16 protein-coding genes and 2 pseudogenes are annotated in these 20,308 nt (G+C 68.3%); 4 read left to right on the plus strand and 14 right to left on the minus strand.

Features of this window, described 5'->3' with window-relative positions:
• Nucleotides 1–109: 109 nt before the first annotated feature.
• The 4 genes and pseudogenes from IPG68_10095 to IPG68_10110 all read right to left on the minus strand — a co-directional run bounded on the left by IPG68_10095 (nucleotide 110) and on the right by IPG68_10110 (nucleotide 2,031).
• Entirely contained in the window at nucleotides 110–667 is a 558-nt protein-coding gene (locus IPG68_10095) for a Fe-S cluster assembly protein HesB (GenBank protein ID MBK6763585.1), read from the minus strand.
• Between the two features lie 97 nt (nucleotides 668–764).
• Nucleotides 765–1,304: pseudogene (locus IPG68_10100) on the minus strand (DUF4192 family protein).
• Nucleotides 1,301–1,681: a DUF4192 family protein gene (locus IPG68_10105; protein ID MBK6763586.1), complete on the minus strand. Its 381-nt coding sequence runs from the start codon at nucleotides 1,679–1,681 to the stop codon at nucleotides 1,301–1,303. Before IPG68_10105 ends, IPG68_10100 begins: the two are co-directional and overlap by 4 nt.
• Nucleotides 1,682–1,752: 71 nt before the next feature.
• Nucleotides 1,753–2,031 (minus strand): hypothetical protein, encoded by a 279-nt coding sequence (locus tag IPG68_10110; GenBank protein MBK6763587.1) that lies wholly within the window; start codon nucleotides 2,029–2,031, stop codon nucleotides 1,753–1,755.
• A gap of 91 nt (nucleotides 2,032–2,122) precedes the next feature.
• On the opposite strand from IPG68_10110, the gene IPG68_10115 reads away from it, so the two are divergent.
• A complete protein-coding gene (locus tag IPG68_10115; GenBank protein MBK6763588.1) occupies nucleotides 2,123–4,030 on the plus strand; it encodes a heparinase II/III family protein in 1,908 nt (635 codons plus the stop codon).
• A 7-nt stretch (nucleotides 4,031–4,037) separates the two neighbouring features.
• Here IPG68_10115 and IPG68_10120 read toward each other — a convergent pair whose 3' ends face one another.
• Nucleotides 4,038–5,129 (minus strand): hypothetical protein, encoded by a 1,092-nt coding sequence (locus IPG68_10120; protein MBK6763589.1) that lies wholly within the window; start codon nucleotides 5,127–5,129, stop codon nucleotides 4,038–4,040.
• A gap of 236 nt (nucleotides 5,130–5,365) precedes the next feature.
• Between IPG68_10120 and IPG68_10125 the strand changes: the two genes are divergently transcribed.
• Complete coding sequence (locus tag IPG68_10125; GenBank protein MBK6763590.1) at nucleotides 5,366–6,436, plus strand: DMT family transporter; 1,071 nt, start codon at nucleotides 5,366–5,368, stop codon at nucleotides 6,434–6,436.
• A gap of 2,696 nt (nucleotides 6,437–9,132) precedes the next feature.
• Here IPG68_10125 and nrdR read toward each other — a convergent pair.
• Together nrdR and IPG68_10135 are read right to left on the minus strand one after the other, a co-directional pair.
• Nucleotides 9,133–9,666, minus strand: a complete 534-nt coding sequence (gene nrdR, locus IPG68_10130; GenBank protein MBK6763591.1) for a transcriptional repressor NrdR — start codon at nucleotides 9,664–9,666, stop codon at nucleotides 9,133–9,135.
• A 238-nt stretch (nucleotides 9,667–9,904) separates the two neighbouring features.
• Nucleotides 9,905–10,360, minus strand: a complete 456-nt coding sequence (locus IPG68_10135) for a LysM peptidoglycan-binding domain-containing protein (protein MBK6763592.1) — start codon at nucleotides 10,358–10,360, stop codon at nucleotides 9,905–9,907.
• 173 nt (nucleotides 10,361–10,533) lie between these two features.
• On the opposite strand from IPG68_10135, the gene lexA reads away from it, so the two are divergent.
• Nucleotides 10,534–11,244, plus strand: a complete 711-nt coding sequence (gene lexA, locus IPG68_10140) for a transcriptional repressor LexA (protein ID MBK6763593.1) — start codon at nucleotides 10,534–10,536, stop codon at nucleotides 11,242–11,244.
• Here the strand turns inward: lexA and IPG68_10145 are convergent.
• The 4 genes from IPG68_10145 to miaA are packed head-to-tail and all read right to left on the minus strand — an operon-like array spanning nucleotide 11,241 to nucleotide 16,340.
• Nucleotides 11,241–13,148, minus strand: a complete 1,908-nt coding sequence (locus IPG68_10145; protein ID MBK6763594.1) for an ATP-dependent DNA helicase — start codon at nucleotides 13,146–13,148, stop codon at nucleotides 11,241–11,243. The genes lexA and IPG68_10145 overlap by 4 nt on opposite strands.
• 29 nt (nucleotides 13,149–13,177) lie before the next feature.
• Nucleotides 13,178–14,572 carry a GTPase HflX gene (gene hflX, locus IPG68_10150; protein ID MBK6763595.1) on the minus strand — a complete coding sequence of 465 codons (1,395 nt, stop codon included), beginning with the start codon at nucleotides 14,570–14,572 and terminating at the stop codon, nucleotides 13,178–13,180.
• Nucleotides 14,569–15,384: a diaminopimelate epimerase gene (locus tag IPG68_10155; protein MBK6763596.1), complete on the minus strand. Its 816-nt coding sequence runs from the start codon at nucleotides 15,382–15,384 to the stop codon at nucleotides 14,569–14,571. The genes hflX and IPG68_10155 overlap by 4 nt, the downstream gene beginning before the upstream one ends.
• Entirely contained in the window at nucleotides 15,381–16,340 is a 960-nt protein-coding gene (gene miaA / locus IPG68_10160; GenBank protein MBK6763597.1) for a tRNA (adenosine(37)-N6)-dimethylallyltransferase MiaA, read from the minus strand. The genes IPG68_10155 and miaA overlap by 4 nt, the downstream gene beginning before the upstream one ends.
• A gap of 2 nt (nucleotides 16,341–16,342) precedes the next feature.
• Between miaA and IPG68_10165 the strand changes: the two genes are divergently transcribed.
• Entirely contained in the window at nucleotides 16,343–16,630 is a 288-nt protein-coding gene (locus IPG68_10165) for an antitoxin (protein ID MBK6763598.1), read from the plus strand.
• Nucleotides 16,631–17,237: 607 nt separating this feature from the next.
• Here the strand turns inward: IPG68_10165 and miaB are convergent.
• The 3 genes and pseudogenes from miaB to recA form a co-directional block, all read right to left on the minus strand.
• Nucleotides 17,238–18,662: a tRNA (N6-isopentenyl adenosine(37)-C2)-methylthiotransferase MiaB gene (gene miaB, locus IPG68_10170; GenBank protein MBK6763599.1), complete on the minus strand. Its 1,425-nt coding sequence runs from the start codon at nucleotides 18,660–18,662 to the stop codon at nucleotides 17,238–17,240.
• A gap of 27 nt (nucleotides 18,663–18,689) precedes the next feature.
• Nucleotides 18,690–19,184: a regulatory protein RecX gene (locus tag IPG68_10175; protein MBK6763600.1), complete on the minus strand. Its 495-nt coding sequence runs from the start codon at nucleotides 19,182–19,184 to the stop codon at nucleotides 18,690–18,692.
• Nucleotides 19,181–20,268: pseudogene (gene recA, locus IPG68_10180) on the minus strand (recombinase RecA). The gene IPG68_10175 and the pseudogene recA overlap by 4 nt, the downstream one beginning before the upstream one ends.
• Nucleotides 20,269–20,308: the final 40 nt, after the last annotated feature.

Genomic DNA, 20,308 nt, shown 5'->3' on the forward strand with positions numbered 1-20,308 from the left:
AACAACCTCTCGTCGAGGATCGGGTCTCTCAGGACTGTTGCAGCAACACGGCTGCACACCCAGGTCAACATTCTGGCACGCCTGCCGTATTCCCCTGGCAGATGCCCGATCAGGAACCGCGTGTCTTCAGTTCTCGCTTAGTGGCCCGGACCGCTGACAGGGTTCGCGTATCCACGACGTCGGCGGCGGAGAGCGTCGTCCCCTCCGCGCCATAGGGTGCGCACACCTCGCGCCAGCCTGAGGGCGTCACACCGCGCTGCTTGCCCAGCAGCGCCAGGAAGATCTTGGCCTTCGCCTCCCCGAAACCCGGCAGCGCCCGCAGCCGCGAGTAGACGTCGTGTGCCTGATCACCAGCCCAGATGAGCCCGCAATCCCCCGCATAGTCGGCCACGACTACCTCGGCGAGCGCAACGATTCTGCGCGCCATGTTCGCCGGGTAACGATGTACCGCCGGGGTCTGCTTCATGACGTCGATCAGGCGCTCTTCTCCCACTTCCGCCACGGCCGCGGGATCCAGGCGCTCCCAGCCGAGGCGCTGGCAGATCCGGTAAGGGCCGGCGAAGGCACGCTCCATCGGCTGCTGCTGATCCAGAAGCATGCCGACGAGCAGCGCGAACGGGTCGATGTCCAGCAGCTCGTCCGCTGCCGGATCCTGTGCCAGGTGCATGACCCGACGATAAGTCCCGCGGCCGGCTCGCGCTGCGCCGCCTCCTGCCGCGCATTACCTCCAGCGGGATATCACCGGTGATCGTCGCCCAGGTGTCCGGCGGCAGACTGTTCTGCAGCGCGTCAGCCACGAGCGGCGCCAAGGTGTTCGCCGGGTCTGACTCCATCGCGCGGTCCACGGCCACCAGCGCTGCGGCCCCATCACCGTCTGCCCAACACACCAGCGCCAACGTCGCTGCGACAGAGCCGGCATGCCGGCCAGGTGTGTGACGCAGGCAGTACACCAGGCGGGTGCGAACGCGGCTGAGGCCGTACCGGTCGTCGGAACATTCGGCGAGCAGGATCTTCAGCAGCGGATCCCGCACGTGCACGTCGCGGCACGCCCTGGCCACACACACAACGTCCTGCGCAGACAACGGGCCGTCGGACAACAGCAGGCTCAGGGCGGTCTCTTCCATTTCATCGCGCCGCCGGCGGTAGTCCCCTCGCACGGATTGCCGCAGCGTGCGGCGCACCTGTTCGGTCACCTCGTCGTCGATGTGCTCGACCGCAGCCACGAGAACGTCTCGGTGCGGGGCGCACGTCATCCCGGCGGCGATGCACTCGGCGACGACCGGGTGTTCGGTCACCTGCATCATGGTCTGACCTGCCCGCGGTCGCCGTCGCAGAGCGCGGAGCTGAACCCGCCGCCGTTCACCACCAGCAGATCGATCACGTCCATGACCGGCGCCAACGCATGCATCACCCACTCGCCCACGGCCTGTGCGTGTTCTGCCGGGAAGGCGTCGGCGTACCCGATCAGCAGCACTGCGTCCGGGACCGGATCCGGGATCCCCTGAAGAACGGTCAGCAGCCAGTTCGGGTCGCTGGCGGCCGGCAGGTCCACGCGCAAGCTGACCTGCAGGTTCCTGTGCTCAGTGAGCAGCAGGAGGACCAGGGAGTCGGCCGGGGTGAAGGTGAGCAGGTAGGGGATGGCGGCCAGAGCCGCCTCGGGGGTGTCCAGGCGCAAGGTCATTCCCCCACGCTGCCGCGCCCAGCGCTGCGCCGAACAGACCCCATCGCGGATCTGTGGATCCCTGCGGTCAGTTATCCCAGCCCGTAGTCGGCCGTCGCGATGGCCTGCGCGGCCTGCGTGGCGTCGAAGTCCTCCGACCCCGCGATGAGCGGGACGAAGCCGACCAACATGCCATCGGCGAGGATCTGTGCCTCCAGACCGGCCGCGGAGTCCGCGTCCCAGATCGCCTCGCGACCACCGGGCAGCACGACGCGAATCGCGCGCTTCTGTAGACCCGTGGGGTGCACATGCGCCATGATGCGCCGGGCTCGCAGCAATTCCACGATCTGCTCGGCCTCTTTCGGTTGCACGGGAACTCCCTTGGCGCCGCTGTCGTCCGAAGATGGGGCATTGGTGGCTGGGCTCACCTGCCATCCGCGGGAACTCTGATAGGACAAAGGTATGCGCACACCGGTGATCGTGCTGACAGTGCTCGCCCTGACCGCGGGCGTGTCGCAAGGCGCCCTGGCGGCTCCCGGCGACCCCGATCCGTCGGCCACGCCCAGCTCCAGCACCTCCCCGAGCTCCAGCACCTCCCCAACCCCCAGCACGACCCCGACCCCCAGCGCGACTCCCGGCCCGTACGGCATTCCCATGGGGCAGAACATCCGCGAGGACGCCTGGTGCCGCTTGCTGATCCCCAACCGGAAGGGGGATGCCGCGGAGGCGGACTCGATCATGGACGACGGCATCGTCGATCTCGGGCAATACGGCTACTACCGGCTCGGGACCAAACCTGACTGGAAGCCCCAGAAGACACTCGACGGCTCGGGCAACACCCACGTCAACGGTCTGCACTGGGCAGTGCCGCTGCTGTACACCGGGGCGCGCCGCGACGACACCGCAATGGTGGACAGGTTCTTCGGGCTCATCGGTGACTGGCTGGGCAAGCACCGCAAGAAGAAGCAGCGGACCTGGTCGGTGACGCAGCCGATCATCGCCGGCGAACGCCTGTGGACGCTGACCTGCGCCTCCGACATCAGCAACGGCGCCAAGTTCGTGAAGGCCACCCGTAAGGAGGCCAATACCCAGATCAGGACCTTCAAGATCGGCAGCGGGACGAACAACACCGGGATCCACTCCCAGGGTGCGGCGCTGGCGGCCTTCTGCTACCTCGGCGACACCGAGCAGCGCGACCGGGCTGCGGCGAACCTCGACCGCCTGGCCGACTATCTGATCCTCAACGACGGCAGCGACCGCGAGGGCTCGCCGTGGTACGCCTACTACACGTTGCGGCTGCTGCAGAACCTCGCGCCCATTTACGACCGCTGCGGGGTGCCGTACGACCGCGTCTACGCCGCCACCAACCGCGTGCAGCGCTTCCTCGCGGCAGCCGTGGACCCGAACTTCCACCTGGTCATGACCGGGGACACGCATCGGGCGACCCTGGCTCCCAAGTGGTTCGCCCCCGACTCCGAGGCCCGGTGGGCGGCCACCGAGGGGGCCGAGGGCGCGCCCCCGCAGTCGCTGTACGAGGTCTTCAGCGGCGGCTATGTCTTCGGCCGCAACAGCTGGACCAACGTCGACGGGCACCGGCCCACGTTCTATTCGGTGCGCGTGTCGCGGCCCTACGTGACGGCGCACGTGCACAGCGACCTCGGCTCGGTGACGTTCAACAGCTACGGCACCGAGTTCGTGGGCGATCCGGGTCCGTATCGCTACGACAGTTCGGCCATACGCGACTACATGGTCAGCCGCTCCGGCCACAGCGTCATCCGCGTGACGGAGAAGCCCAAGAAGAAGCCGAAGAAGAAGTCCGCCACCGGCACCCTGGGACTCCCGCTGGTGGCCTCGCAGGCCGCCTCCACCGGATCGTCGGTGCTGGCGGCCACCGAGGACCCGTACGGCCGCACGTGCCTGAAGGACCGGACCTATCTGGCCGCCCGGATCACCCGCTGCGTGTACTACGACACCGCCCTCGACTCGCTGGTGGTTGTGGACACGATCAAGGCCCGCAAGCGCATCCGCGCCGACCAGCGCTGGCAGGTGCCCAACGGTGTAAAGGTGTCGACGTCATCGCGGGGCGCCATCCTGGTCTCCCCCACAGCCCAGGCCCGGATGCTGTTCCGGGGCGGGGGCACGGTCCGCACGTACCGCCCGGGCGGCAGCCGGGCGGACGGGTGGTTCACCAACGGCTACGGCGAGTTGGTCAAAGGAACGACCCTGCAACGGGGCGGGATCATCGGCAAGGGCAAGAAACGGACCTGGATCAGCGTGCTCGCCGCCGGCGAGACCGCACCCGGGATCTCCGTGACCGACGGCGTCGTCACCGTCACCCGCGACAAAGCCACCACCTTCCCGCTGCCCTGACCGCCGGTCAGCGGTGGCTGGCGTCCTTGGCTGCCATAGTGGCCAAGCCCATGAGCAACTGGATGGCCACGTCCACCGGCACGGTGTTGACCTCGCCCTCGACATCCGCCGACGGGGCTGCCGGCACCACCAGGCTGTCGAGGTCTCCGTAGACCGCTGCGCCGGACTGCCGGATCGCTGCGGTCATCGCCGCAGTCCGCGCGTCGATCTCTTCCAGCGCCCACGCCGGTGTCCGGATGGCGTGTTCGTCCACGCCGGGCTGGCGGCCGTCGACCAGACCCCACAAGGCCCCGCGCCGGATCCACTGGTGGTACTGCTCGGTGGGCATGGGTGCCTTGCGCTCCAGCTCCACCAGCCACTGGCGCACCAGGGCCGCCTCTTCGTAGGTCAGCGAACGATTGGTCTTGGTCGTGACCCGTTGCAGCGTGTCGGGGATGAGTCCGATCACGCCCTCGGCGTCGCGCAGGATCCGCAATGGGTCACCGGAGTCCACCACGATCACTGCAACCCGGTCCGCACCCACGATCTGCGCCCACCGGGCGAGCAAACCCGAGTAGTCGAAGCGGCCCCAGAACGTGGCGTTCTTCCCTCTGAGCGTCTCCTGCAACCAGTGCTCGTACGGCTTCACGACCCGCGACTTCGCATGCCGCAGGGGCCCGGGGAGCGGCTTCGGGGCCCCCGACTTCAGCGACTGCTGCCACGAGCTCGGCAGGATGAGGGCCAAGGGCCGTAGGGTCAGCAGAACCCGCACCGCACCCGGCCCGCCGAGGTCGTCGACGATCCTGGTGGCGAGGGCAGGGGCGGCGTCGGCGAACTGCTCGCTGGACACCACCGCCCGGTCCTTGCGCCGGGCGACACGGGCGATGAACCTCTGCCACACCTCGGGCGCGACCGGCGGGTCGGCTGGATGGGCCGTGGTGGCGATGCCGAGCGCGGAGCATGAAGGCGTCCAGTGAGAGAACCGCTTGCCCGGATACAGCACACCCTGCGCCTTCAACTCCGGCCGGGCTTGAGCCAGGGAGTGCTGCAGCGCGGTGGTGCCGGTCTTGGGCGGACCGATATGTAGCAGAACCTCTCCGCTGTCGAGGAACGCGTTCATGAGGGCACCCGCGGATCGTGGTCACCAATGACGTCGAGTCTCACGAGGTCCACTCTGCCAGCCCGGCCCCGCTCGGCTGGTGAGGCCGCTGGACAGGTCTTTGCCCCAGGCCCACGCAGGTGGCCCCTGTGCGCGATCAGGCTCATAGGATCAGGCCCATGGCTCTCCCGTCCGAGCCACCGTCCGCACCCACGACCCCGGCCGCGGACGGTGCGCGCGCCCATCACCATGACCACATGTCGACTCAGGCCTGGGCCTTGTTCGTGGCGATGTCGGTCATCTGGGGCCTGCCCTACCTCTTCATCAAGATCACCGTCGCCGAGGTCCCGCCGGCGGCCATGGTGCTGGGCCGCACTGCACTGGCACTGGTGGTGCTCCTCCCGTTGGCCCTGCACACCGGCGCACTCAGGCCGGCTCTGCGCCACTGGCGGCCCGCCGCCATCTTCGCAGTCCTGGAAATGGGCATCCCATGGGTGCTGCTGGGCCATGCCGAGGTGCGCATCTCCAGCGCACTGGCCGGCCTGCTGCTGGCCGCTGTGCCGATCATCGGGGCGGTCCTCACCGCCCTGCTCGGCGACCGCCGCAATCTGGCACCGGTACGGCTGACAGGGATGGGACTCGGGGTCATCGGCGTGGGGGCTCTGGTGGGATTCGACGCCCGCGGCGGACATCTGGACCCGCTGAGCATCCTCGAGATGCTGACCGTGGCCGCGTGCTACGCCATCGCACCCATCATCATCGACCGACAGCAGAACCCGGCGCCGGCCCTGGGCACCATCACGGTCTCCGTGCTGATCGTGACGATCGCTTACTTGCCCCCGGGCGGTCCAGCGCTGGTGGCCGCCATGCCGCTGCAGGCAGCCACCATCGGATCGCTGCTCGTTCTCGGATTGGTCTGCACGGCACTGGCCTTCATCCTGTTCTTCCGGCTCATCGCCGCGGCCGGGCCTGTGCGCGCGGTCGTGATCACCTTCATCAACCCGGCCGTGGCCCTGGTGCTCGGCGTGCTGGTGTTGTCCGAGCAGGTCACCACGGGGATGCTCATCGGTTTCCCGCTGGTGATCGCCGGCTCCTGGCTGGCCACCCGGAGCGTCCCCCCGCGGCTGATCCGGCTTGAAAAAGGGAGGGCGACCCGTCTTCGTGGACCGAGCCGCCCTCCCCCGACTGTGTCAGCTGCAGCCGCTGGTAGAGCCGCAACCCTCGCACACGTAGCAGGAACCGGCCGGACGCATCTTGATGCCGCACGTCATGCACAGCGGCGCGTCGGCGGTCTTGCCGGTGATCGCTTCGAGCAGTTCAGCCGATGAGTGCACCGAACTCGGCACGCTCGTGGCGCCCAGCTTGCGTTCTGCCGTGGCCGGTCCGAGATCTTCCTCGACAAGCTCCGGCGCGGCCGTCGGTGACTGCGCCGCGTGGCCGCCGGACTCGTTGAGTTGCTCGGCACGCTCCTCGGCGGTGAAGATGCCCAGCGCCGCACGCTTCTCGTAGGGCAGGTAGTCCAGCGCCAGCCGCCGGAAGATGTAGTCCATCATCGACTGCGCCATGCGGATGTCCGGGTCGTCGGTCATCCCGGACGGCTCGAAGCGCATGTTGACGAACTTGGAGACGAACGCCTCCAGCGGAACGCCGTACTGCAGAGCGATCGAGGTGGCGATGGAGAACGCGTCCATCACACCGGCCAGCGTCGAGCCTTGCTTGCCGAGTTTGAGGAACACCTCACCCAGGCCGTCGTCCGGGTAGGAACCGGCCGTCATGTAGCCCTCGGCGCCGCCGACGCTGAACGAGATGGTCTGGCTCGGACGGACCTTCGGCAGCCGCTTGCGCACCGGGCGGTGCTCGACGACCACCTCGGCGGGCGCGGCCTTCTTCTCAGCCTTCGCATCCGACAGCGGCTGGCCCACCTTGCAGTTGTCGCGATAGATCGCCAGCGCCTTCAGACCCATCTTCCAGCCCTGGAAGTAGATCTCCTCGACCTCTTCCACCGTGGCCGATTCCGGCATGTTGACCGTCTTGGAGATCGCGCCGGACAGGAACGGCTGGACCGCGCCCATCATCCGCACGTGACCCATCGGGCTGATCGCGCGCTCACCCATCGCACAGTCGAACACCGGGTAGTGCTCGGGCTTGAGCCCGGGGGCGACCACAACACGTCCGTGCGTGGCGATGTACTCCACGATGGCTTCGACGGTCTCCTCCGCATACCCGAGTTTGGCCAGCGCACGCGGGATCGTCTGGTTGACGATCTGCATCGACCCGCCACCGACCAGTTTCTTGAACTTCACCAGCGAGAAGTCCGGCTCGATGCCCGTGGTGTCGCAGTCCATCATGAAGCCGATGGTCCCGGTGGGTGCCAGCACGCTGGCCTGCGCGTTGCGCCAGCCGTTCGTGGCCCCGATGCTGTTGCCCTCCTCCCACATCTGGGAGGCCAGACGCAGGACGTCACCGTCCAGGGACGACACCGATCGCACACTGTCGGTCGCGGCGGCGTGCTTGCGCATCACACGGGCGTGCGCGGAAGCGTTGCGCGAGAAACCCTCGTACGGCCCGACCACGCCCGCCAGTTCCGCCGACCGCTTGTACGCGGCGCCGGTCATGAGGCTGGTGATGGACCCGGCCAGAGCCCGCCCCGCATCGGAGTCATAGGGCAGGCCGCAGGCCATGAGCAGCGCGCCCAGGTTGGCAAAGCCGATGCCGAGCTGGCGGTAATCACGCGTTGTCTGACCGATCGACTCCGTCGGGAAGTCGGCGAAGCAGATCGAGATGTCCATCGCGGTGATGATCAGCTGCACGGCCTTGCCGAAGGTGGCGGCATCGAAACTGCCGTCCTCCTTGAGGAACTTCAGCAGGTTCAACGAGGCCAGGTTGCACGAGGAGTTGTCCAGCGACATGTACTCCGAGCACGGGTTGGACGCCGTGATCCGCCCGGTCTCCGGGTTGGTGTGCCAGTCGTTGATGGTGTCGTCGTACTGGATGCCGGGGTCGGCGCAGGCCCACGCGGCCTCCGCCAGGCGGTGGAACAGGGCCTTGGCGTCGAGGGTCTCGATCACCTCGCCGTTGGTACGGGCCCGCAGACCGAACTCGTCGCGGGTCTCCACGGCCCGCATGAACTCGTCGGACACGCGCACGCTGTTATTGGCGTTCTGGTACTGGACGCTGGTGATGTCCTTGCCGCCGAGGTCCATGTCGAAGCCGGCGTCGCGCAGGACACGGATCTTCTCCTCCTCCTTGACCTTGGTCTCGATGAACTCCTCGATGTCCGGGTGGTCCACGTCGAGCACGACCATCTTGGCCGCCCGCCGAGTGGCCCCGCCGGACTTGATGGTGCCGGCCGAGGCGTCGGCGCCGCGCATGAACGACACCGGACCCGAGGCGGTGCCGCCGGAGGAGCGCAGCAACTCCTTGCTCGAGCGGATGCGCGAGATGTTCAGCCCGGCGCCCGAGCCGCCCTTGAAGATCAGGCCCTCCTCGCGGTACCAGTTCAGGATCGAATCCATGGTGTCGTCGACCGACAGGATGAAGCAGGCGCTGACCTGCTGCGGGGAATTGGTCCCCACGTTGAACCACACCGGGGAGTTGAACGAGAAGACCTGGTTGAGCAGCATCCACGTCAGTTCGCGTTCGAACACCTCAGCGTCCTGCTCGGTGGCGAAGTACCCGTGCTGACGGCCCGCCTTGACGTAGGTCAGTACCACCCGGTCGATGAGTTGTTTGAGGCTCCACTCCCGCTGATCGGTGCCCAACGCCCCGCGGAAGTACTTCGTGGTCACGATGGTCGAAGCATTGATCGACCAGAAGGACGGGAACTCGACCCCGCGCTGCTCGAAGACGACCTCGTCGGTCTTCCAGTTGGTCTGGAGCACGTCCCGGCGTTCCCACTCCACCTCGTCGTAGGGGTGCACGCCGGGGGTCGTGTACAGGCGCTCGATCGTCAGACCAGTGGTCTGCACGGTCACCTCGGAGCCCTTCGCACCCGCCGTGCGAGCCCTGGGCATGGATTGGTCGGTCATGTGTCCTCCTTCTGGACAACAGTGGCGAGGGCTCGTTTGTGCCCCTCGGTGATATCGATCCGCACTTTCCGGACACCGCTGCGCGGTGTGCTGGCCTTCAATGCGGCGATCTCCTGCTCGAAGTCCTCGAGCGAGTCGAACGCCTTGTACACCGACGCGAAACGCAGGTAGGCGACCTCGTCGAGGTCGCGGAGGGGACCCAGGATGGTCAGCCCGATCTCGTGCGCCGGCACCTCCGCGCTGCCGACGTCCCGCAGCGTGTCCTCGACCTGCTGGGCCAGGACGGCGAGTTCGTCCTCGGAGACCGGCCGGCCCTGGCACGCCTTCCGGACGCCGCTGATGATCTTCTCGCGCCGGAACGGCTCCACCACGCCGGAGCGCTTCACCACGTTCAACGCGGCCACTTCAATGGTGGTGAAACGGCGCTGGCACGCCATGCATTGCCGACGGCGCCGCACGGCCGCGCCGTCGTCGGCCAGCCGGGAGTCGACGACCCGGGAGTCGTCGCTTCGGCAGAACGGGCAGTGCATCTGGTCTCCAAACCTGGCGGGTGCCACGACCTCCGCGGGCCATCTACGCGGTGTGCTGTGGACGCGGCGGCGGATTTCCTGGGGACAACCTGTGCCGAGCCGACCACAACCTGTGGATGAATCACATCGGTGTAAGTACTACATGTGGTGGCAACCGTATGCGCCTCACGCATTGCGCGCAAGCACTTCGGCGACAGTGTCGCGGCCTGTCCCATTCGCCCCATTCCAGACCGGCGCGTCAGGAGCCGACCGGTAGCAGCAGGACCTCGCCGGCCTGGAGTTGATGCTCAGGGGAAAGACCGTTGAGGGAGCGGATCGCCTCGACCGTCGCGCGCGGGTCCGCCTGCGGCGTCCAGTCCTCAGCGATCGCCCACAGGGTGTCCCCCGCTGCGACCGTGCGGGCCGGATGGGCGACGGACTCCGGGGCCACCGCCGAAGCCGCGGCGGGCACTCGAGCGACCACGGATGTCGCCCCTTGCGAGATGGGGCCGCTCAAGAACAGCGTCGCCACGAAGGCGGTCACCATGGCCGCGACGAGCCGCCATGGGAACGCGTCGGTGACCGGCACTGGCACGTCACCGGTTGCCGGCTCCGGCGGGTGGACGGGTTCTCCGAGGCCGACCGCACGACCCCGGGTGCGCGCCCAGGGCAGGGATCCACGGACCATCCCGGGGGAAGCGCTGATGGTAGCCATGATCACTCCTATCAATCGAACACACGTTCTTCATGAACGCATGTTCGATGTCTACCAGAAGGGTGCGACACGTTTCCACAGATGTCGAACACATGTTTGATATTCGGTCGGCAGCCCGCTAGCGTGACACCTGGAACGGACGTTCGTCCGGGTCCACAGACGAGGAGGCTGACATGTCGCGAACCGCCCGCAGCGGGCAGGTGGACCCTGCTGGGGAACAGTCCGAAGTCGTTGAACTCCCCGACGCCCCCGCCGGCGCCGATGGCCTCACCGAACGCCAGCGCCGCATCTTGGAAGAGATCAAGCACGCGGTGGAGACCCGCGGGTACCCGCCGTCGGTGCGCGAGATCGGCGAGGTCGTGGGCCTGACCAGCCCCTCGAGCGTGAACTACCAGCTCAAGGTGCTCGAGCGGAAGGGCTATCTGCGCCGGGATCCCCATCGGCCACGTGCCCTCGAGGTTCTCTCCCCCGGCGACATCGACGTGACCGGTAGTGGGGACGCCAAGCCGACACCGCGATACGTCCCCCTGATCGGCAGAATCGCTGCGGGCGGGCCCATCCTTGCCGAGCAGTCGGTGGAATCGGTCTTCCCGCTGCCCGCGGAACTCGTGGGCGACGGCGAGTTGTTCCTGCTCAACGTCGTAGGCGAATCCATGGTGGAGGCAGCGATCTGCGACGGCGACTGGGTCGTGGTGCGCCGCCAACCCGATGCCGTGAACGGCGACATCGTCGCGGCGCTACTCGACGACGAGGCCACGGTGAAGACCTTCAAGCGCCGGGACGGAAACGTCTGGCTGCTGCCGCACAACCCCGCATTCGAACCCATCGACGGTTCCCAGGCCCAGATCCTGGGCAAGGTCGTCGCGGTCCTGCGCCGGATCTAGGTACTCAGGCCGGCATCGAGGCGGCGCAGGGCCTCGCACACCTTCGCGGTGTCGGTCATGAATGTGAACGGCGGCAGACTCCGGCGCAGGTAGCTGCCGTAGCGCCGATTCGCCAGCCGGCTGTCGAGGATCGCCACGACACCGCGGTCCTGCGTGGTCCGGATGAGCCTGCCAGCGCCCTGGGCGAGTGTCACGGCAGCCTGCGGAAGGGATACCTGCATCCATCCCGAGCCACCATGGGCGTCCACAGCGGCCTGTCGAGCGCTGACCACAGGATCGGTCGGCGGCGGGAACGGCAATTTGTCGATGACCACGAGGGTGCACGCCGCGCCAGGTACGTCGACCCCCTGCCACAACCCCAGGGTCCCCACCAGGACACTGTCCTCCTGCTCGGAGAAGGACCGGATCAACGGACCCGTCGGCTCTCCCCGCTTCTGGACGATGAGGTCGCCGGGGACCACCGCACCAAGTGCATCGGCCATCGCCGCCACACCGGCCCAGGAGGCCATCAGCACCAGGGCACGGCCACCTGCTGCCACGACCAGATCGCAGGCGGTGCCGAGCGCCTGCGGGGTGGGCCAGCCGGGCCCCGGGGGCGCGAGCCGGTCCGGCACGAACAGGATCCCCTGCGCGGAGTAGTCGAACGGGCTGCCGACGTCCTGTCCCACCCACTCCCCTTTGCGCAGGCCGAGTTGCTCGGCGACCGTGGCGAACGACCCGCCGAGTTGCAGCGTGGCCGAGGTGAACACCGCCGCCCTCTCCCCGATGATCCCGTCGCGGACCACCCCGGAGACGTCGAGCGGAAGGACGACCAGGCGGTCGCGCCGGCGCCACATCACTCGCGACTCGTCGGCGGACAGCAGTTCACCTGCTGCATCGGCCACTTCCTCCACCCCGCCCAGGGCCCGCTGCCGCGCTGCAGCGTCCCCCTGCGTCAACCGCCGCAGGGCCGCCCCAGCGATGCTCGCGGCCTCCCGGACCGCCGTCAGAGCCTGCAGTACTGGCGCCGGCAGATCGGCCAGTCGCCGGCCCTCCGGCGCGTCCCACACCTGCAGTACGGTCTCGAGAGCGTCACCGCTGTCCAACAGGCGATCGGCCTCTTCGGCGCAGCCGGCTGCGCGGGTCCGCCGCGCCGCCCGCTGCACCGCCTCCACACTCAACTCGTTGGTCGCCGCCCGTTGCAGGGCTGCCGGCAGGGCGTGGGCTTCATCGACGACTACGGCGTCGTGCTCCCCGACGATGGCCTCCTGCACCGCGTTGAGTGCCAGCAGGGTGTGGTTGGTGACCACGATGTCAGCAGCACGCGCTTCGGCGATGGCCTTCTCAGCCCAGCACTGTTCGACGAAAGCGCACCCCGAGCCGCGTGAGCACTCCAACGCGGTGACCGAGTAGGCACCCCACACCAGGCCCGAGACGTCCTCGAGTTCATCGCGATCCCCGGTCCCTGTGCGCCCTGCCCACGCCCGCACGCGCTCGGCCTGGCGTTCCAGTTCCGTGCGGTCGAGGGTTTGCTGATCGGCGTCCTCGCCGCCTGCGGTGCGGGCCAGGCACAGGTAGTTGCTCCGGCCTTTCAGGGTCGCGAAACGCACCTCGCGTGGCAACTCATCAGCCAGGGCCGCGACCACCCGCGGTAGGTCCCGTTCGACGAGCTGATGCTGCAACGCCAGGGTGGCGGTGGCCACCACCACCCGCGATCTCCCCGGCTCGGCTGCGGCGGCATGCGCCACTGAGGGCACCAGATACCCCACCGACTTGCCCGTACCGGTGCCGGCCTGGATCAGCACGGTGCGCTGCGAGGACAGAGCGTCCGCCGTGAGTTGGACCATCTCCTGCTGCCCGGGGCGCCTGCTGCCGTGCAGGTCGCTGACCACCAGGTCGAGGAGGTGCTGCAGGTCCGAGGTCACCGGTTCAGTCTGGCAGGCATGCGCCCCGGTCAGGGACCGGCCTGTGTATGACCCTCGTGTTCCAGTGACTCCTGGCCATCGACCGCGGACCGTGTCATCGCGGCGGCCAGTTCCGCGGGCACCTTCGCGCGCACCCGGGTCCCGCGCTCCTCGTGGTCCACGCTGACATCGGTACCGACCGCGTACATCCGTGCGACGAGATCGCCGCGCTCGTAGGGGATCACCAGGTCCACGCTCATGCGCGGATCGGGCAGGCGCTCGTCCAAGGCGGTGAGCAGGTCATCGATCCCGGCGCCGGTGAGCGCGGAGACTTCGAGGACCGCCGGGATCTCGCGCCGGATCTGCGCCAGGATATCCGCGTCGGCCACGTCGGCCTTGTTGACCACTACCAGTTCTGCCCGGTGGGGGTCGCTGTCCCGCATCGCGTCACGCACGGCCTGCAACTGCCCGAACGGGTCGGTGTCGGTGCCGTCGATGACGATGAGCAGCAGGTCGCCCGCGGCGACCTCTTCCAGCGTGGACTTGAAGGCCTCCACGAGTTCGTGGGGCAGGTGCCGCACGAAACCGACGGTGTCAGTGATGGTGAAGTTCCGGCCCGACGGCGTGCGGCCTCGGCGGACGGTCGGATCCAGTGTGGCGAACAGCGCGTCATCCACGAGCAGGCCCGCTCCGGTGAGCCGGTTCAAGAGACTCGACTTGCCGGCGTTGGTGTAGCCGGCCAGCACCACGGAGGGGTCGTCGGAGTGGCGACGTCGGGCCGCCTTGGACGAGCGCACCCGGTCCAGCCCGCGCAACTGGCGACGCAGCCGGGTCATCTGCGCGCGGATGCGACGGCGGTCGGTCTCGATCTTGGTCTCGCCAGGTCCACGGGTGCCGATACCCGCGCCCTGCTGGCTGAGGGCCTCCCCCCAACCGCGCAGCCGGGGCAACATGTACTCCATCTGCGCCAGGGCGACCTGTGCCTTGCCCTCCTTGCTGCGCGCATGCTGGGCGAAGATGTCCAGGATCAGCCAGGTGCGGTCGACGACCTTCACCCCCACCACGGCTTCCAGTTTGCGCAGTTGTCCGGGGGTGAGTTCCCCATCGCAGATCACGGTGTCGGCGCCGGTGGCCCGCACGATGTCACGCAGTTCCCGGGCCTTCCCGGATCCCACGTAGGTGGCCGGGTCGGGCACTGAGCGCCTCTGCGTCACCCCTTCGAGCACCACCGAACCGGCGGTCTCGGCCAGCCGCGCGAGTTCGGCCAGTGACCGATCAGCGTCCTGCACGCTGCCATGTGTCCACACCCCCACCAGGACCACCCGCTCCAGGCGGACCTGCCGGTATTCGACCTCGGTGATGTCCTCGAGTTCGGTCGACAGCCCCGGGACGCGGCGCAGCGCCTCACGATCGGCCAGTTGATCTTCAATACGCAGGTCGGTCACAAGAACAACTCCGAGAGATCCTCGCCGAGGGTGCCATCGGCTACCAGTACGGCGGGGCCGGTCAAATCCAGCGTGCCGTGTGCAGTGCGTGTCACCCGTAGACTCCCGCCCGGCACATCCACCCGGACTTCGGCCGGACCTTCGACCCCCGCCCGCGCCAGCACCCGGTCCGCGACCGCGCAGATCCCGGTGCCGCAGGACAGGGTCTCCCCGACACCGCGCTCATGCACCCGCATCCGCGCGTGGCGGCCGGGTTCGAGGACTTCCACGAACTCGACGTTCTGACCCTCCGGGAACACCGACGACCGCACAGTCGGCGCATCGTGAAGGTCCCCCACGTCGTCCAGCTCGTCGACGAAGGTGACCGCGTGGGGGTTGGGCATGAAGACAGCATCTGCTGGCCACACCCGGTCACCGACCTGCACCGTGACCGCCGAGTCACTGTTCCTGGCCGGGCCCATGTCGACGGTGATGTCCGCGTCCATGCGCACCCGCAGGCTGCCACCGCGGGTGATGATGCTGAACTCGTCACCGTCCACGAAACCCTCCCTGTGCAGGAAGGCGGCGAACACCCTGGCACCGTTGCCGCACATCTCACCGATCGACCCGTCGGCGTTGTGGTAGTCCATGAACCAGCTGTCGCCATCCGGGACGACCCGGATCAGGCCGTCCGCACCGATCCCGAACCGCCTGTCGCAGACCGCCCGCACCGCCTCCGGCGTGACCTGCAGTTCGTCGCGCGGGTCGGCAAGCAGCACGAAGTCATTGCCCGTGCCATGGCCTTTGGTGAAGGCGACTCTGCGCGTACTCATGGCTCTAGAGTGCCAAGGATCGCCTCGAACTGCGACAGGGATTCCGCCCAGCGAACGCGCTGATCACGCCGGAACCAGGAACGTTGGCGGCGGGCAAGCCTCCTGGTGGCGACGACAACCTGCTCACGGGCGGTGTCCGGATCGTCGCCGCGGTCCAGTGCGTCGAGGAGCTGCCGGTAGCCCACCGCACGCGATGCGGTCCTGGCCCGCCGCAGGCGCTCCGCGAGGCCGAGCACCTCACCGACCAGCCCTGCGTCCCACATCTGATCGACCCGCAGTCCGATGGCCCGGTCGACGGCGTCCGTTCCTGGATCCCACCCGACGCGCAGGGTGGGCGTCCATTCCCCGCCTGTGGCGAGTGTCGCTGTGAACGGTTCGCCGGTGATCTCGTTGACCTCCAGGGCGCGCACGATCCGGCGGGCATTCGTGGGCAGGATCGCGGCCGCGGCGGCCGGGTCGACCTCAGCCAGCCGGGCGTGCATCCGCTCCGGACCCACCCCCCGCAACTCACCCTCGAGACGCTCACGCACGACCGGGTCGGTCCCCGGGAACCGCAGATCGTCCAGCACCGCTTGTACGTAGAGCCCCGACCCACCGACCAGCAGTGGGGTCCGGCCGCGGTCTCGCACAGCCGTGATGGCCTCGCGGGCCCGGTCGCGGAACCAGACGACATCCAGTGGGTCCTCGACATCATGGGTGTCGATGAGGTGGTGCGGCACGGCCAGGCGGTCGCCTGGGCTGGGCTTGGCTGTTCCGATGTCCATCCCGCGATACACGCAGAAGGCATCGGCGTTGACGATCTCGGCGTCCCACCGCTCAGCTACCCGCATCGCCAGTGCCGACTTGCCGGACGCGGTGGGTCCCACGATCGCTAGCACCGGGGTCGTCTCGTTCGACACCCCCCGATTGTCCTCCCTATCCTGGGGACGCCGCGCGGATCCCGGCGAAGGAGACATCTGTGAGCACGTTCGACGAGATGAAGAAGAAGGCCGACGACCTGGTGGACAAGGCGGTGGCCGCAGCCGACGAGCAGGGAGACAAGATCGCCGCTGCCTTGGACAAGGTGGCTGACACCATCGACGAGAAAACAGGTGGCGGCGCCTCCGCGGTCACGGCGAAGGTCGACGGGGCGGTGTCCGGCGCAGTCAGCCACGCCCAGAGCGCGGCCGCTGCGGCATCCCAGAAGGCCACCGAGGCCGCCGGGACTCTCAAGGGCGCCGTGGCGAAGAAACCGGAGGAGGGCTGAGTCCCGGGGTGGGCTCGGCCCGGATCGCGTTTCTGCCCACCGCCCCCCTGCTGATGCCGGACGTGGCCACCGGGGCCACCCGCGACCTTGACACCATCCGCAGCGCCGCTCGCCGCGGGGTGGATCTGGTGTGCCGGGACGCCGAGGCGCTGGCTGTGCTGGTGCCCGGTGACGCCGACCATGCCTTGGATTCATGGTCGCTGAGCGGCTACGGAGTGACAGTGGGCGCGGGATGCGCCGAGCCCCTGCCCGTCGCGATCGCCGGTTGGCTGCTGGCGGGGCGTCCGGCGCACGTTCTGGGCGCCCAACTCGCTGCCGAACGCCTCGCCGACTTCGATGGGGTACTGGTCATGGGGGACGGCAGTTCGTCGCGCTCGGAGAAGGCTCCCGGACATCTCGACGACCGGGCCGTCCCGTTCGACACCGGTGTCATGGACGCCCTTCGAGGCGGCGATGCCGTGGCGCTGGCGGACCTGGATCTGCAGACCGCCGCATCTGTGGGTGCGGCAGGCGCTGTCGTGGCGGGCCCTCGGTGGCTGCGTGGCCGCGGTCGACGAGGCCGAGGTCCTCGCGGTGGACGACCAGTACGGCGTGCTCTATGTAGTCGCTACGTGGCACGCACAGTGGGCAGGCCGAGCAAGACGCCCGGCGTAGCCTGCTGTGCCGCAGCCGCATGCCGATCCCCGGCCGTCGTGTGTTCCACGTGCACCATTTCCCCGTCGGCCACGAGGTGGTGGGGCGCGGCGTACGTCACCTGCACTGTCACGAGATCCCCGGGACGGGCAACATCCTGGGGGTCCAGGAAGTGCACGAGGCGCCCGTCGCGAGCCCTGCCGGACGTGCGCCGCGTGTGGGCGTCCTTGCGCCCCTCCCCCACGGCCACCAGGACCTCGACCTGCTCACCCACCAGCGCGCGATTCTCCTCCCAGGAGATCTGCTCAACGACGTCCACCAGTCGCACGTACCGCGCTTGGACAACGTCGTGAGGCACCTGATCCCGGTAGTCGGCCGCTGGGGTCCCGGGCCGTGGTGAGTACTGGAACGTGAAGGCACCGGCGAACCGTGCCTCCCGCACGACGTCGAGGGTCTGCTGGAAGTCCTCCTCGGTCTCGCCCGGGAACCCCACGATGATGTCGGTGGTGATCGCCGCATCGGGCATGGCCCGCCGGACTCGCTGCAGGATCCCTAGGAATCGGTCAGCGCGGTAACTGCGCCGCATCCTGCGCAACACCTCGTCACTGCCCGACTGCAGCGGCATGTGCAACTGGGGCATGACGTTCGGCGTCGACGCCATGGCATCGATCACGTCGTCGGTGAAGTCCCTCGGGTGCGGGCTGGTGAACCGCACCCGGCGCAGCCCCGCCACCTTGCCGCAGGCGCGCAACAGTTCGGCGAACCCGTGCGTCCCCCCGTACCGGTAGGCGTTGACGTTCTGCCCGAGCAGGGTCACCTCCAGCACGCCGTCCGCGACGAGGTGCTCCACCTCGGCCAGGATGTCCTCGGGGGCGCGGTCCTGCTCTTTGCCACGCAGAGACGGCACGATGCAGAACGTGCACGTGTTGTTGCACCCGACGCTGATCGCCACCCAGCCGCTGTACGCCGACTCCCGCCGGGTCGGCAGGTTGGACGGGAAGCCGGCGAGTTGCTCCAGGATCTCCACCTGCGCCTCATTGCGGAAGCGGGCTCGTTCGAGCAGTTCCGGCAACGAGCCCAGATTGTGGGTGCCGAAGACCACGTCCACCCAGGGTGCGCGATCGACGATGGTCGACCTGTCCTTCTGTGCCAGGCACCCACCGACGGCGATTTGCAGCTGCGGGTTAGCCTGCTTCAACGGCCGCAGGTGCCCCAGGTTCCCGTAGAGGCGATTGTCTGCGTTCTCCCGCACCGCGCACGTGTTGAACACGATCAGATCCGGCGTCGCCTCGTCCGCGGCACGCGTGTAGCCGGCCTCCTCCAGCAGTCCGGCGAGGCGTTCGGAGTCGTGAACATTCATCTGGCACCCGTAGGTGCGCACTTCATAGGTGCGGGGCATGGTCCCTCCAGGGTACGTGCCGGCTGTTCACACGGCTTCCGAGGTGACCTCCTCGACCGCACGTGCGATGGCCGTTCGGGCGTCGTCCAGCGAGTGGCCCCGCCGCAGCAGGAACGCGACCAGGCGCCGCTCGTCCTTCAGGTCCAGCGGGAGTAGGCAACGCGCCACGCGCCCGCGAACCTGCGCGACCGCGGCCTCCAGCGTGTCCTGCACGTCCACGCCCGACAGCACTTCGTCGATGACGACATCAGGCACCTTGTGCGAGCGCAGTTCCCGGCGCAGTGCGGCGGTACCCAGACCACGGGTGCGCATCCGCGACTCGACCCACAGCCGGGCGTAGGCGCGGTCGTCGAGCAAACCCACCTCGACGAACCGGTCGACGATCTCGTCGGCGACGTCGGAGGGTATCCCCCGGGCGCACAGGATCTCGTGCATCTCCCGCTGCGTACGCGGTCGGGCCTCCAACTGCCGCAGTGCGATCAGGCGGCCGACCTCCTTGGGATCGGACGACTGCTCGCTCACAGGTCCAGCGGCCCCGGCTCCGGCACCCCGGCCGTCAGGTCGACGACCTCATCGGCCGGTGCGTCCAGCCTCGCGCCGATGCCCAGCTTCTCCTTGAGCCGCTTCTCCAACTCGTCTGTCAGGTCCGGGTTGTCACGAAGGAACGCCCGCGCGTTTTCCTTGCCCTGCCCCAGTTGATCGCCTTCGTAGGTGTACCAAGCCCCGGACTTGCGGACCAGACCCTCTTCCACACCCAGGTCGATCAATCCGCCCTCGCGGGAGATGCCGATGCCGTAGAGGATGTCGAACTCAGCCTGCTTGAACGGAGGTGCGACCTTGTTCTTGACGACCTTCACGCGAGTGCGGTTGCCCACGGGTTCGGTGCCGTCCTTGAGCGTCTCGATCCGGCGCACATCCAGCCGAATCGAGGAGTAGAACTTCAGGGCACGCCCACCCGTGGTGGTCTCCGGTGAGCCGAACATCACGCCGATCTTCTCGCGCAACTGGTTGATGAAGATCGCCGTCGTCCCGGTGCCCTTGAGCGCGCCGGTCATCTTGCGAAGCGCCTGGCTCATCAGCCGAGCCTGCAACCCAACGTGACTGTCGCCCATCTCGCCCTCGATCTCCGCCCGCGGCACCAGCGCCGCCACCGAGTCGATGACGATGATGTCGATGGCGCTGGAACGCACCAGCATGTCGGAGATCTCCAAGGCCTGCTCACCAGTGTCCGGCTGGCTGACGAGCAGGGCGTCGATGTCCACCCCGAGCTTGGCCGCATACTCCGGGTCCAGGGCGTGCTCGGCGTCGATGAAGGCGGCGATGCCGCCGGCCTTCTGCGCGCTCGCGATCGCATGCAGGGCCACTGTGGTCTTACCACTGGACTCCGGGCCGTAGATCTCCACCACGCGGCCGCGCGGGAGCCCACCGATGCCCAGCGCGAGGTCCAGCGTGATCGAACCGGTCGGGATCACCTCGATCGGGGTCCGCCCTCGTCGCCGAGGCGCATGACCGATCCCTTGCCGAACTGCTTGTCGATCTGGGCCAGCGCCTGCTCCAGCGCCTTCGCGCGTTCCGGCGCGACCTTCTTCTTACTGTCCTGGGCCATGTCGGTGGATCCTTCCGCTACGTCGTGCGTGGGCTTCGTC

It is taken from the genome of Micrococcales bacterium, assembly GCA_016703125.1.
Lineage (GTDB): Bacteria > Actinomycetota > Actinomycetes > S36-B12 > UBA10799 > JADKAV01.